Origin of the sequence: Flagellimonas sp. CMM7, assembly GCF_021390195.1 — a bacterium.
Classification (GTDB): domain Bacteria; phylum Bacteroidota; class Bacteroidia; order Flavobacteriales; family Flavobacteriaceae; genus Flagellimonas.
The window spans coordinates 985,874-999,364 of sequence record NZ_CP090003.1 but is presented as its reverse complement, the minus strand read 5'-3'; the positions used below and the strand labels follow the sequence as shown (position 1 = coordinate 999,364).

The following is a 13,491-nucleotide window of genomic DNA, read 5'->3' as shown; positions in this document are numbered from 1 at the left end:
TTAAACCTGTATTACCAAAACTATGTCAAATTTGTTATACAGACAATTAAATGGCTAAAAAAATTATGCATGCATAATAAAAAGGGCTAAATTTTATGAATTTAAGAAGCGGAACGTCTTTTCAAAAAACTGTTTTTGGTTCTCCGCATGGAGCCAATGACCAGCGTTATCAACAGTTTCAATGTCAGCATTTGGGAAATGTTTTTTTATTTCAGGAAAGTCATTGGGCATAATGTATTCTGAACGATCTCCTCTTAAAAATAGGGTAGGCCCTTCATAATTTGCCGTAGCGCTTATATTTTCTCCAATTTCATCCATTTTGTTTTTGAGAATTTCGTAGTTGAAACGTAAACCCAATTTTCCTGGTTCTACCCAATGGAGGTTCTTTAAAAGGAATTGACGTATTCCAAAATCGGCCAAATAATTAGAAAGCTCCTGATCAGCTTCTTTTCTACTCGAAATTTTAGCAAAATCCAGTTTTCCTAGAGCATCGATAATTGGTTGATGATGTGGAGGATAGTATTTTGGGGAAATATCCGCAACAATCAATTTAGTGACAAGTTTTGGATGTGAGGTGGCTAGTTGCATTACCGTTTTGCCTCCCATGGAATGCCCAATAAAATCGCCATTATCAATTTTGTGTGAGTCCATATAGAATAAAACATCCTCACTCATCAATTCATAATCAAAATCAGTTGAGTGAAAACTCTTTCCATGATTACGTTGATCCACTAAATGCACTTGATAGCCATTTTGGGCAAATTGATTTCCTAGCGTTTTCCAGTTGTCGGACATGCCTAAAAAACCGTGAAGAATTAATAACGGTTTCCCTTCTCCCAAAATTTTTGAATGTAATAGTTTCATTATTTTAATCTATGTAGGTACATATTGATTACGTTTTCCAGGCCCAAATAAAGGGATTCGCAAATAAGCGCGTGACCAATGGAAACTTCCAATAGGTTGGGAATATGTTCTTTGAAAAACTTGATGTTATCTAAACTTAAATCATGACCGGCATTGATCCCCAAATCCATTTCACTGGCCATTTTGGCAGCATCCACAAAAGACTGAATACTTTCTAAGTTTTTTCCTTTAGAAAATCCTTTGGCAAAACTTTCTGTGTATAATTCAATTCTATCTGTACCTGTTTGGGCGGCCCCTTTGACCATCTCTACATTTGCATCAACAAAGATGGAAGTGCGAATTCCATTGGTTTTAAAGGTTTTGATTACATCTGCTAAAAAATCTTTATGCTTAATGGTGTCCCAACCGGCATTGGAGGTAATTGCATCCTCCGCATCTGGAACCAAGGTAACTTGGGTTGGTTTTATGTTAAGAACCATATCCATAAATTTCGGAATTGGATTACCTTCTATATTGTATTCCGTAGTAACCACATTTTTTAGGTCATAAGCGTCTTTGTAGCGAATATGTCGCTCATCTGGCCTTGGGTGAATAGTTATGCCTTCTGCCCCGAAAGATTCAATGTCCTTGGCAGATTTAATCAAATTAGGCATGTTGCCGCCTCGTGAGTTTCTTAATGTTGCCAGTTTATTGATGTTGACACTTAATTTTGTCATAAGATTACATTTTTTGAATGTCAAAAATAAGAATTAGGCACGCCTTTTGCGATTTAAAAGTAGTATTTTGCGCCTAATAGAATTGTAATGCAAATCCAAAATCAAATAATTACTACTGTACCCGTTTTTGAGGTCTCCGAGACTTTAAAAGAGGTTATTCAATTTTTTGAAGAAACCACTTTTTCTCACGTTGCAGTTACTGAAAATGGAACTTATATTGGGTTATTGTCTGAAAATGACCTCGCATGTTTTGAACCAGGCAAAAAAATAGAGGACTTTAGGTTTGAACTGGAAACCTTTTCGGTAACAAAGGATACGGCCTGGTTAGATGTATTGGAAATGTTTTCTAGAAACGAAGCAAATGTTCTTCCTGTATTGGATGAAAATCAGATTATAATTGGTTATTACGATTTGGAAGATATTGTGGCCTTTTTTATAAACACTCCTTTTTTTAAAGAACCAGGAGGAATACTTGTTGTTGCTAAGGGCATAAAAGACTATTCTTTTAGTGAAATAGCTCAAATAGTGGAAAGTAACAATGCTCGTTTATTGGGTGCATTTATTACAGATTCCCAAAATGATGTAGTACAGATCACATTAAAGGTAGGTACACTTAACCTTAATGAAGTGGCGCAAACTTTTAGAAGGTACAACTACACAATTGTATATGGGAATAGTGATGACCAGTTTTTAGAGGATTTAAAACAACGGTCAGATTATTTAGAAAAATATCTTAACGTTTAAGATGAAAGTCGCTGTTTACGGTCAAGCTTTTCAAGAGCATGATAAAGCCTATGTCATGGAGCTTTTGGAAGAACTTCAAAAGATAAAGGCTTCTGTTTATGTAGTAGAAGAGTTTGTTGAGCTTTTTTCTGGATATAATTTAGACTTTGATTGTGGCGTATTTTCCCAGACCTCTGGCTTAGATAGCTCTTTTGATATGTTTATAAGCTTTGGTGGTGACGGTACTATGCTGAGAGCTGTAACGTATGTCAAGGATCTTGGGATTCCTATAGTAGGTGTCAATACCGGTAGATTGGGTTTTTTATCCACATTTAAAAAAGAGGATGTCCGGAAAATAGTAACTGAATTTGTTGCAGGACATTACAAGATAGAAGAAAGAAGTTTGGTAGAGGTAGGTTTAAATTCTGATTTGGATGAATTTGGAAATATCAATTTTGCTTTAAACGAAATTACGGTCAGCAGAAAGGATACCACTTCTATGATAACGGTGGAAACCTATTTGAACAATGAGTATTTGACATCTTATTGGGCAGATGGATTAATTATCTCAACACCAACTGGTTCCACAGGGTATTCGTTAAGTTGTGGAGGCCCGGTAATAGCCCCAACGGCAAAATCATTGGTGTTAACACCAATTGCTCCCCATAACCTTAATGCACGACCCTTGGTAATTTCAGATGATACCTATATACGGTTAAAAGTATCTGGACGAGAAGAAAACCATCTAGTTTCCTTGGATTCTAGAATTGCAAGTATCCCCAATGGAAAGGAAATCATTATTAAAAAGTCTGATTTTACCATTAAAATGATAGAATATAACTCAGAAAGTTTTTTTAAAACGCTTCGCAATAAATTACTTTGGGGACAAGATAAACGTAATTGAACCTATCAAAAACAATAAAAGAAGCTAAAAACTGTTTAACAAAAGAGAACATTTATAACAGTATATCCTATAGACCTTCCTTTACCCCTAACATGTATAACGTTTAGATAGTATGCGAATAGTTTTGGCTATTTTTTTGTGCTTTGTAGTTAAGGTGAATGCCCAAACCTATGAGATCGGTGTTTTTGCCGGTGGAGCCAATGTAATTGGTGATGTGGGCAGAACAAATTACATACTACCCTCTGGGCCTGCTTTTGGAGGTATTTTTAAGTGGAATAAAAGTAAAAGATATGCATGGCGTGCAAGTGTAATGTACGGAAGCTTTACCGCTGACGACTCCAAATCCAGCAAATCTTCAAGAGAACAACGCGGATATGTAATAGATAATTCTGTTCTGGAGGCCTCTGCAGGCATCGAATTTAACTTTGTTGAGTATAATCTTCACAAACTTGGACCGGCCTTTACCCCTTATCTTTACAGGGGTCTTACCTTCTTTAGGTACGATTTTAATTATTTTGATGCCCTTCAGGTGCAGGATATTAACCAAAAAGAAGGTAGTTTTGCAATTCCTATGACGGTAGGGGCAAAGTATCGATTAAATCAATTCTTGATTCTTGGTGCTGAAATTGGGGCTAGGTACACGTTTACAGACAATTTGGATGGAAGCAATCCCGAAGGTTCCAATTTTGAGCAATTTAGGTTTGGAAATATTTTAAGCGATGACTGGTATGTCTTTTCAGGTTTTACGTTAACGTATACCTTTGGACGTAAGCCCTGCCAGGATTGTTTTGAATAAAAATGCACACATTAGAGGACGTAAACACTGATAAGCTTCCAAAACATGTTGCCATTATCATGGATGGTAATGGTAGGTGGGCCAAACAACGCGGTAAACTCAGAGTTTTTGGTCACGAGAATGGAGTGGAAGCGGTAAGAAAAACCGTTGAGAACTGCGCAAAACTTCAAATACAATTTTTAACGCTTTATGCTTTTTCCACTGAAAACTGGAACCGCCCCAAACTGGAAGTGGAAACCTTAATGAAACTTTTAGTGGCTTCTTTACGCAAAGAACTAAAGACGTTAAATAAAAATAACATTAGGTTAAATGCAATTGGCAATATAGATTCTTTGCCTTCTAAAGCCCAAAAACAACTTGCGGAAGTTATTTCAAAAACATCTGGCAATACTGGTATGATGCTTACTTTGGCCCTTAGCTATGGTTCTAGGGAAGAAATAAAAACAGCCATAAAAGAGATTAGCATCAAAGTTAAAAATAATATAATTTCACCTGAAAATATTGACGAAACCGTTATAAATACTCATCTTTACTCGCATTTTTTACCTGATGTAGACTTACTTATACGTACCAGTGGGGAACGTAGAATAAGTAATTTTTTACTTTGGCAAATTGCATACGCTGAATTATATTTTATTGATGTATTTTGGCCTGATTTTAGTGAGCATCATTTGGTAGAAGCAATATTAAGTTACCAAAATAGAGAACGACGATTTGGAAAAACTAGCGAACAACTCAATTAAGGATATAAAAAATTCCACCCAACTATACTTAAAACTCCTCCTCCTATTACTTTTTACCAATCAAAGCTTTTCTCAGGAAACTTCCTTTGAAGATGGAAAGAGTTATATTTTAGGTGGGTTGGCAGTTACTGGCCTACAAAGCTACAATGAGCAAACGGTTAAAACCTATACCGGACTTCGGGTTGGACAGGTAATTACAATCCCTGGAGATGAGATCAGTGCCGTTATCAAAAAGTTATGGGGCTTAGAATTGTTCAGCAATGTTGAAATCTACTACACCAAAATAGAAGGCGATAAAATCTTTTTGGAATTAAACATTTTAGAACGACCAACACTTTCAAATGTTACGGTATATGGTGTTAAAAAACGAAAGGTAGAAGATATTATTAATGATACAGACCTTAAAAAAGGGAAAAAAATCACCGAGAGTTTAATTGCCAACACTAAAAATTACCTTCAAAACAAATACAAAAAGCAAGGCTTTTTAAATGCTAAAGTAAATATAGCCACGGCCGCGGATACATCTGGAACCAATACAAAAAGTATGGTCATCAATGTAAAAAAGGGTGATAAGGTTAAAATCCGAAAAATAGTATTTGAAGGCAATGAAAAGCTTACAGACAAAAGACTTGCAAAATCATTAAAAAAGACAAAGAAGAAAAAGTTTTACCGCTTTTGGAAGAAATCCAAATATATAGAGGCTGATTACAAAGAAGACCTTTCTAGTCTGGTAGATGCATACGCAGAGAGAGGATATAGAGATGCTCGAGTTTTATCGGACACTTTTGTGAAAGTTGATGAAAACAACATCGATTTAAAAATAAGTGTTGAAGAAGGAGATAAATACTATTTTGGAGATATCAATTTTGTTGGTAATTCAGTCTATACGGACAGGCAATTGGCTCAGGTATTGGGTATTCGTAAAGGTGCTACATACAATGGGGTATTGCTTAAAAAACGAATAGCTGATGATTCAAAACCTGATGGTGAGGACCTAACCAACCTCTATCAAAATAATGGGTATTTATTTTCAAGCATTAATCCAGTTGAGGTATCAGCCATAAATGACACCATCAATTTTGAGATACGTATTATAGAGGGTAAAGAAACTTTCTTAGATCATGTTACTGTTTCTGGAAATGATAAAACCAATGACCATGTAATTTTTAGAGAATTGCGCACTAGACCGGGTCAGAAATACAGCAAGGATAACATTGTACGTAGTATTAGGGAATTAGGGCAATTAGGATTTTTTGATGCGGAGCAAATAGTGCCGGACATTCAAAACCCAGACCCAAATGCCGGTACGGTAGACATAAAATATAGTTTGGTGGAATCCGGTTCTAGCCAAATAGAATTGCAAGGTGGTTTCGGCGGTGGCGGATTTATTGGAACCTTAGGTCTGTCTTTTAGTAATTTCTCATTAAGAAATATTTTTAACGGCGAAGCTTACAAACCGGTTCCTATGGGAGATGGTCAGACATTTGCACTTCGTTTACAAGCGAGTAGAACATTCCGTGTATATAGTTTGAATTTTGCAGAGCCATGGTTAGGTGGCAGAAAACCCGTGAGGTTTAACTTTTCATTGTCAAGAACTCAGCAATTCGCCACTAATTTTAATAATCAGGGTAGATTGGATGTTGACAGGGATAGAGGATTTTCAATAACAGGGATTTCGGCGGGGCTCGCTAAAAGAGTACAATGGCCAGATGATTTCTTTACAATTTCCCATTCTTTGAGCTATCAGTTATATGACTTCAACGACTTTAATAATGGACTTTTCAATTTTGGTAATGGTAGTTCCAACTCTTTGAGCTATACTTTTGGAATATCAAGAAGCTCACAAGGACCAAGTAGAATATTTCCGTTAAGTGGATCAAATTTTGAACTTACAGCAAAATTTACCCCGCCATATTCACTTTTAAGTGGCAAGAACTTTAAAGAAATTAGGACCGATATAGAAGAAACCACTGAAAGACTTTTTGAGATTGGAGCTACTCCGGCAAACATTGAAGAACAATTGGAATTTGAAGAGCTAAGCGATGAATTGGAAAGACTGGAGGAGGAACGCTTTAAGCTATTGGAATTCTACAAAGTAAAATTTAAAGGTGACTGGTACACAAGATTGGTTGATAAATTGGTATTGCGTTCCAATGCAGAATTCGGCTTTTTGGGGAGCTATAATAATGATATAGGTAATGTGCCATTTGAGCGTTTCTTTGTTGGTGGAGATGGTTTAGGGAACTTTACTTTAGATGGAAGGGATGTAGTTCAATTAAGAGGATATGAAAACAGTTCTTTGACTCCTTTTATTACAAATCCAATAACCGGAAGACAGGAGCAAGATGGAGGTACTATTTATAACAAATTCTCTTTGGAATTGCGTTACCCTCTCACATTGAAACCTTCAGCGTCCATTTATGCGCTTTCTTTTTTAGAAGCTGGGAACGCATTTAACAATTTTAATGAGTATAATCCGTTTGAATTAAAAAGATCTGCCGGAGTGGGGCTACGTATTTTTATGCCGGCATTTGGTCTCTTGGGTATTGATTTTGGGTATGGGTTTGACACCGATGCCAGACCAGGATCAGTTGGGCCAAGCGGCTGGCAAACGCACTTCATCATCGGGCAACAGTTTTAATCAGAAAAGAAATACTGTTTTATAATTTCTAAGTAGCTCATTTTAAATTATTTAGTTATTTTGGCACGATATTTTCTTAGTAAAAAGCGGAATCAAAAATGAATACCAAAGTTCTTTTGTCATTAGTTGTTTTGATGTCTTCCTTTTATGGCTTCTCGCAAAGAGGAGTGCGAATTGGATACGTGGATATGGAGTATATCCTGGAAAATGTTGAAGAATATAGGGACGCAACAGAGCAATTAAATGCCAAAGCCCAAAAGTGGAAACAAGAAATTGAGCTTAAACAAAGCGTTGTTGAGCAGATAAAGAAGGATTTAATGGCGGAGAAAGTGCTTTTAACAGATGAGTTAATTGCCGAGCGTGAAGAAGAAATCCAGATTTTGGAAAAAGAAATGTTGGATTATCAACAGGATCGTTTTGGTCCGCAAGGAGATTTGGTGTTGCAAAAACAACTTTTGATTCAACCTATACAGGACCAAGTTTTTAATGAAGTCCAAAAAATTGGTGGAAATAAAAGATACGATTTTATTTTTGATAAATCGGCAGATGTTGTAATGTTGTATTCCGAAAAAAGACATGACATAAGTGACTTGGTTCTAAGGGAGATAGCTCGGACAAGAAAGGTAAGCAAATCCAATAAAAAACAGCAGCAAAAGAGCCGCTTAGACAAGTTTAAAGAAGAAGAGGTTGAAGCTGATAAAGAAATAAGTGAGGCGTTAAAAGAGCGGCAAGCAAAAGCTGAGAATGCTAGAGATGCCAAGACCAAGGAAGTTGAAGATAGAAGAGCGGAGCAGTTAAGACTTAGAGAAGAACGGAAGAAGGCATACGAAGAAAGAAGAAAAAAATTATTGGAAGAGCGCGAGGCCAAACGAAAAGGAAAATTGGAAGAAAGGAAAAAAGCGCAAGAACAACAAAAGGATTCAATACAACAATAAATATTGAAACACTAAAATTAACATTCAAATAGTAACTTAGAATCATGAAAAATGTAAAGAAAATCGCTGTAGCCTTAGTATTATTTGTGGCGGCTACTAGTTTTGTAAACGCGCAGAGCAAGGTTGCCCACATCAATGTGCAGCAATTATTGTCTGAAATGCCGGAGATGAAAGCCGCGCAAGCAGAACTTAAAAAATTACAGGAAACCTATAGAGCCGACATAGAGAGTTCCATGACCGAACTTAAAAATAAATACACTCAATACTCTAATGAGGCTACCTCTAAATCAGAAGAAGAAAACCAAAAAAGAGCTGTTGAACTTCAAGGTTTTGAAAAAAACATCCAAGAAGCTGAACAAGCTGCAGTTCAGGAGATGCAAAAGAAACAACAAGAATTGTTTGCCCCTATCTCTGACAAAGCAAAAACAGCTATTGAAAAGGTTGCTGCTGCCCAAGGTTTTGATTACGTAGTGGATGCCAGTCCAGGACTTAGTCTTATTGTAGCCAAAGGAAAAGACTTATTGCCTTCAGTAAAACAAGAACTAGGATTCTAACACTTTTACTTTTATAAGATTACAACCGCTTTCTCTAATTGATAAAGCGGTTTTTTATTTTCTATTATTAGTGTCTATTTTTGAGTATGCAACAGCCCATTGGGATTTTTGATTCAGGTATTGGAGGAACATCTATTTGGAAGGAAATACAGAAGTTACTTCCTAATGAAAACACCATTTACCTTGCCGATAGTAAGAATGCCCCATATGGTGCCAAATCTAAAGAGGAAATTTTAGAGCTTAGTATAAAAAATACGGAGCTTTTACTTCAAAAAAATTGTAAGTTGATTGTAGTTGCCTGTAACACTGCTACCACAAATGCCATTGATTATTTACGTGCTAATTATAAAGTTCCGTTCATAGGAATAGAACCCGCCATAAAACCAGCTGCACTGCACACAAAAACAAGAAAAATAGGGATTTTGGCAACCAAAGGGACCTTGTCCAGTAGTCTGTTTCATAGTACCTCAAAAATGTTTGCCGAAGGTATTACGGTACTGGAACAAGAAGGTACTGGTTTGGTTGAATTGATTGAAGCGGGGGAAGTCAACTCAAAAGCAACAAAAGAGCTTTTAAAGAGGTACATAGACCCAATGTTGGCAGAAGATATTGATTGCCTTGTTTTAGGTTGTACCCATTACCCTTATCTAATACCTGTACTTAGGAAACTTCTTTCGCAAAGGATAACTATAATAGATTCTGGAGAGGCCGTGGCACGACAAACAAACGCAATATTGATTAAAAACCAGTTATTGGCTCAAGAAGGAAGCCGCGCCAATCATATGTTCTTCTCCAATTCAAATGTAGACGTACTTAAAAGTTTGGTAGATGATACAGATGTTGAAGTGGACTATCTAGATTTCTAGTACTTACATTCTACGATAGGTGAGGTAAGTAAAATCATGTTGATGTTTCTCGTCTTTTGGATGGTGAACTTCATTGACCAGTTCCCACTCGTTTGTATCAATTGGTGGAAAAAAAGTATCAGCTTCAAAAGAATCATGAATTCTTGTTAACTCAATATCTGTTGCAAATTCCATAGCTTGTCTATAGATTTCGCCACCCCCGATAATAAATGCAGACTCTTTATCTATTACTAATTCTATAGCATTCTCTATTGAATGTGCCATTGTACAGGGAAATTTAGGGTTGTAATTTTTATCTCTTGTAACTACAATATGTTCCCTATTTGGTAGTGCCTTTGGAAAACTTTCTAAGGTTTTACGACCCATAATAATTTTATGGCCAGTGGTCAAAGCTTTGAAACGCTTAAAATCATCCGGTAGATGCCAAGGAAGATCGTTGTTTATGCCTAGGGCGTTGTTCTCTCCAGCTGCTGCAATAATAATCAATCGCCTCACAAATCTTTTTTTTTATTGATTTTAGAAAGTGGGAAATCGGTATCAATTTCCTTTTGAATTTCTGCAATACGGCTCTTTTGTTTGCTCACCAATTTTTCTCGCTGTTGTCTCTCCCAATTTTGTCCCATGAACTTATGGGTAACAAAAACATTGAATGCATGTATTATGAACAAAAATGCCCATAAAAGAATGGCCCAAATAAACCAATCGTAGGCTTCACCGTACTTTAGGATTTTATTGATTAAGACAAGAAAAACACTACCTATTAGAAAAAGTACAAAATGGGAAAACAGTCTTTTTTTTTGACGAATTCGCTTTTGGGCATTTTCCAAAAGTTCATGCTGTTCAATATCAACAGGGTTTTGTTCTTTCTTTCTTGATAACATTGAATGGCTATCTTTATAAGCAAATATAATTGAATTACATACAAAACATTATCAATGCAAAACTTAAGAAAGAAATTCCCTGTTTTAAAGCAATGCATATACGCGAATACTGCAGCAACCGGTCTATTATATGAAGATCTCTTGGAATGGAGGCAAGAACATGATTTAGATTATCTGATCGGAGGGAGTGAGATGAAAATGAAGAGTTTTGAGGATATGTCGAATGTAAGGGATGCAGTAGGTGATTTTTTTAGTTGTAAAACAGAAAATGTTGCATTGGTGCCCAATTTTACTTTAGGTCTTAATATGCTCCTAGAGGGATTGCCAAAGAAACAAAACATACTTCTTTTAAAGGATGATTATCCATCTTTAAATTGGCCTTTTGAGACTAGGGATTTTAATAGAGAATATGTTGAAATTGGTGAAAAACTGGAGGAGAGAATCTACGAGAAGATACAGACGGGAAAAATTGATGTCTTGGCACTGAGTATTGTACAATGGGTGAACGGTATCAAGATAGATCTAGATTTTCTGAAGAAACTTAAAAACGATTTTAAAAACCTATTGATTATTGCTGACGGCACTCAATTCTGTGGTACACAAGAATTCAATTTTCAAGATTCTGGTATAGATGTTTTGGGAGCAAGCTCATATAAATGGTTGTTGTCTGGTTATGGTAATGGGTTTGTTTTGGTTAAGGAAGGAGCTAAAGAACGTTTTGATCTTAAATTTATAGGAAATGGTTCTGTGGATAGAGAGATTGATAAAAGAGACGATATCCCTTTCTGTAAATATTTAGAGCCAGGGCATTTGGACTCATTCAACTTTGGAAGCCTACAATTTTCATTGAATTTTTTGAAGAACATTGGTATGAATCATATTTCAACCCAAATGGAAAAATTGTCATCCAAAGCCAAAGCAGAATTTTCCACATTGAATCTTTTGGAAAAAAGTGTTGTGCACAGAAACCAACATAGTACCATCTTTAACATTAAGGGAGATAACCAACTTTTTAAAAAGCTTGAGGAACAAAATGTTGTTTGTGCGTTACGGGGTAACGGTATTCGCTTAAGTTTTCACTTCTATAACACGGAAAATGAGATTGATGCAATTGTGGATATGCTAAAACCCTAAGTGATAAATATCATTTTTTTTGAAAAATCAAACACTAATTTTGTAGATGTAACCCTATTGTTAGTCGCATTTTATTAATATGATAAATCGAACTTAACTTATTGTAAGTAAGCCGTTTTATGTATTGTTTTGCGTCTGATTTTAAAAAGAAAAATACCATGGCGATAAAAAAACAATACCTTAAAAGCAAGCCTGTTTGTAAAGTTACATTCACTGTGCCTGCAGAAGAAGCAAAGAAAGTAGCAGTAGTTGGCGATTTCAACAATTGGAACCCAAAAGGAAGTACTTTGAAAAAGTTGAAAAACGGAACATTCAAAGGAACGTTTGAACTGCCTAAAGAAAATACATATGAGTTTAGATACTTGGTAGATGGATCATATATTAATGATACAGACGCTGACCGTTTTCAATGGAACGATTATGCTGGAACAGAAAATGCCGTTCTAGAGATATAAATCTTTTAAAGTCGCCATTGAAGGTTATGCTTCAATGGTGACTCCTTTCCAAAAGGCAACCTTTCCCTTAATGGATTTTGCAAGTTCACTTGTTTCTGGGTAATACCAAGCTGCATCTGCATTTTGTTTTCCATCAACTTCCAATGAATAGTAAGAAGCAACACCTTTCCACGGACAGGTCGTGTGTGTGTCACTGGGCTTAAAAAATTCCTTTTTAATGCTTTCTTCGGGGAAATAGTGATTGTTTTCTATAACTACTGTATCATTACTTTCTGCTATTACCGTGTTGTTCCAAATTGCTTTCATAAACTATTTTTTAAAAACATAATTTTTATACTGTTGTTCAGTATCGGTGAATTCTGTGACTATTTTTAGGTCGGCTTTTTCTGCCAACCATTCCACAATAACATCATCGTATTTTTGGGAAATTTCAGTATGAATGGTTTCCCATGCTTTAAGACGTATTTCTAGCTCCAAACTTTCAATCCAAACGCTTTGCTCTTCTTTTGACACCAAATAACTCTTGGCGGTTCCTGTTTCTGGATCATATACTTCCCAATGTAAAAACTTGTCCAAATTAAAGTTTCCGCCCATTTCTTTATTGATGCGGGCTAGAATATTTTTGTTGAAAGCTTCGGTAATGCCCGTTTTGTCGTTATAAGCGTCCAATATGGTCTGTGGATTTTTTTTCTGATCAAATCCCATAAAGATCAAATCTTCTTCATTTATAGAATCCCTCATATTTCTTAAGAACTCTATAGCTTGAGGATGTAAGAGATTGCCGATGTTAGAGCCAAGAAATAGAATTACCTTTTTTCTTCCGTTGGCATTGTCAATATCTCTCAAAGTGTCAAAATAAGTGCCTTGCAGGGTATTTATTTCAACTTCTGGGATTTCCTTACTTAAGGATTCTTCCAATTGATCAAGTGCGTTTTGACTGATATCAATAGGTCTATAATCAAAAGAGATATTATTTTCTGTAAAATAGCGCAGTAAAATCTTTGTCTTTTTTCCATCTCCCGCCCCTAATTCAAAAAGACTAAAAGGTTCGCCACTTTTTCCAAAAAGTTTTGCAATTTCAGCTTTGTTTTCTTCAAGAATGTTAAACTCACAATCCGTGAGATAGTATTCGGGCATGGCCATAATATCTTGAAACAATTTGTCGCCTATTTCATCATAAAAATATTTGGAAGACAAATGCTTGGGATATGCGGTTAACCCTTCATAGACCTCTTGCTCAAAAGTTGAGGCAAAGGTTGTTACTTCATTGTTTTGCATA

The 13,491-nt window shown here is 35.9% G+C and carries 16 protein-coding genes; 10 read left to right on the top strand and 6 right to left on the bottom strand.

The window, feature by feature from the left end:
* Positions 1-93: 93 nt before the first annotated feature.
* Both LV704_RS04630 and LV704_RS04625 read right to left on the bottom strand, forming a co-directional pair.
* Positions 94-864, bottom strand: a complete 771-nt coding sequence (locus LV704_RS04630) for an alpha/beta fold hydrolase (protein WP_163421510.1) — start codon at positions 862-864, stop codon at positions 94-96.
* Entirely contained in the window at positions 864-1,580 is a 717-nt protein-coding gene (locus LV704_RS04625; protein WP_163421511.1) for a pyridoxine 5'-phosphate synthase, read from the bottom strand. Before LV704_RS04625 ends, LV704_RS04630 begins: the two co-directional genes overlap by 1 nt.
* A gap of 87 nt (positions 1,581-1,667) precedes the next feature.
* Here LV704_RS04625 and LV704_RS04620 point away from each other — a divergent pair, with 87 nt between their 5' ends.
* From LV704_RS04620 to murI, 8 genes are all read left to right on the top strand, one after another.
* Entirely contained in the window at positions 1,668-2,324 is a 657-nt protein-coding gene (locus LV704_RS04620; RefSeq protein ID WP_163421512.1) for a CBS domain-containing protein, read from the top strand.
* Between the two features lies 1 nt (position 2,325).
* Positions 2,326-3,207 carry an NAD kinase gene (locus LV704_RS04615; RefSeq protein WP_163421513.1) on the top strand — a complete coding sequence of 294 codons (882 nt, stop codon included), beginning with the start codon at positions 2,326-2,328 and terminating at the stop codon, positions 3,205-3,207.
* 112 nt (positions 3,208-3,319) lie between these two features.
* On the top strand, positions 3,320-4,003 hold the full coding sequence (locus LV704_RS04610; RefSeq protein ID WP_233782144.1) for a DUF6089 family protein: 684 nt from the start codon (positions 3,320-3,322) through the stop codon (positions 4,001-4,003).
* Between the two features lie 2 nt (positions 4,004-4,005).
* Positions 4,006-4,746 (top strand): isoprenyl transferase, encoded by a 741-nt coding sequence (locus LV704_RS04605; protein ID WP_163421515.1) that lies wholly within the window; start codon positions 4,006-4,008, stop codon positions 4,744-4,746.
* Complete coding sequence (locus tag LV704_RS04600) at positions 4,718-7,387, top strand: outer membrane protein assembly factor (RefSeq protein WP_163421516.1); 2,670 nt, start codon at positions 4,718-4,720, stop codon at positions 7,385-7,387. Before LV704_RS04605 ends, LV704_RS04600 begins: the two co-directional genes overlap by 29 nt.
* A 98-nt stretch (positions 7,388-7,485) precedes the next feature.
* Positions 7,486-8,322 (top strand): OmpH family outer membrane protein, encoded by an 837-nt coding sequence (locus tag LV704_RS04595; RefSeq protein ID WP_163421517.1) that lies wholly within the window; start codon positions 7,486-7,488, stop codon positions 8,320-8,322.
* A 44-nt stretch (positions 8,323-8,366) separates the two neighbouring features.
* Complete coding sequence (locus LV704_RS04590) at positions 8,367-8,876, top strand: OmpH family outer membrane protein (protein WP_163421518.1); 510 nt, start codon at positions 8,367-8,369, stop codon at positions 8,874-8,876.
* 86 nt (positions 8,877-8,962) lie between these two features.
* Positions 8,963-9,742, top strand: a complete 780-nt coding sequence (gene murI / locus LV704_RS04585) for a glutamate racemase (RefSeq protein WP_163421519.1) — start codon at positions 8,963-8,965, stop codon at positions 9,740-9,742.
* Between the two features lie 3 nt (positions 9,743-9,745).
* Here the strand turns inward: murI and LV704_RS04580 are convergent, their stop codons facing one another.
* The gene (locus tag LV704_RS04580; RefSeq protein ID WP_163421520.1) at positions 9,746-10,237 is read right to left on the bottom strand and encodes a dihydrofolate reductase; all 492 of its coding nucleotides are present in this window, start codon (positions 10,235-10,237) and stop codon (positions 9,746-9,748) included.
* On the bottom strand, positions 10,234-10,623 hold the full coding sequence (locus LV704_RS04575; protein ID WP_163421521.1) for a 2TM domain-containing protein: 390 nt from the start codon (positions 10,621-10,623) through the stop codon (positions 10,234-10,236). The genes LV704_RS04580 and LV704_RS04575 overlap by 4 nt, the downstream gene beginning before the upstream one ends.
* A 54-nt stretch (positions 10,624-10,677) precedes the next feature.
* Between LV704_RS04575 and LV704_RS04570 the strand changes: the two genes are divergently transcribed.
* Both LV704_RS04570 and LV704_RS04565 read left to right on the top strand, forming a co-directional pair.
* Positions 10,678-11,757, top strand: a complete 1,080-nt coding sequence (locus tag LV704_RS04570) for an aminotransferase class V-fold PLP-dependent enzyme (protein WP_163421522.1) — start codon at positions 10,678-10,680, stop codon at positions 11,755-11,757.
* A 158-nt stretch (positions 11,758-11,915) separates the two neighbouring features.
* On the top strand, positions 11,916-12,212 hold the full coding sequence (locus LV704_RS04565) for an isoamylase early set domain-containing protein (RefSeq protein WP_163421523.1): 297 nt from the start codon (positions 11,916-11,918) through the stop codon (positions 12,210-12,212).
* A gap of 24 nt (positions 12,213-12,236) precedes the next feature.
* Here the strand turns inward: LV704_RS04565 and LV704_RS04560 are convergent, their stop codons facing one another.
* A complete protein-coding gene (locus tag LV704_RS04560) occupies positions 12,237-12,518 on the bottom strand; it encodes a DUF427 domain-containing protein (RefSeq protein WP_163421524.1) in 282 nt (93 codons plus the stop codon).
* A 3-nt stretch (positions 12,519-12,521) separates the two neighbouring features.
* Positions 12,522-13,490: an L-histidine N(alpha)-methyltransferase gene (locus LV704_RS04555; RefSeq protein ID WP_163421525.1), complete on the bottom strand. Its 969-nt coding sequence runs from the start codon at positions 13,488-13,490 to the stop codon at positions 12,522-12,524.
* Position 13,491 lies beyond the last annotated feature (1 nt).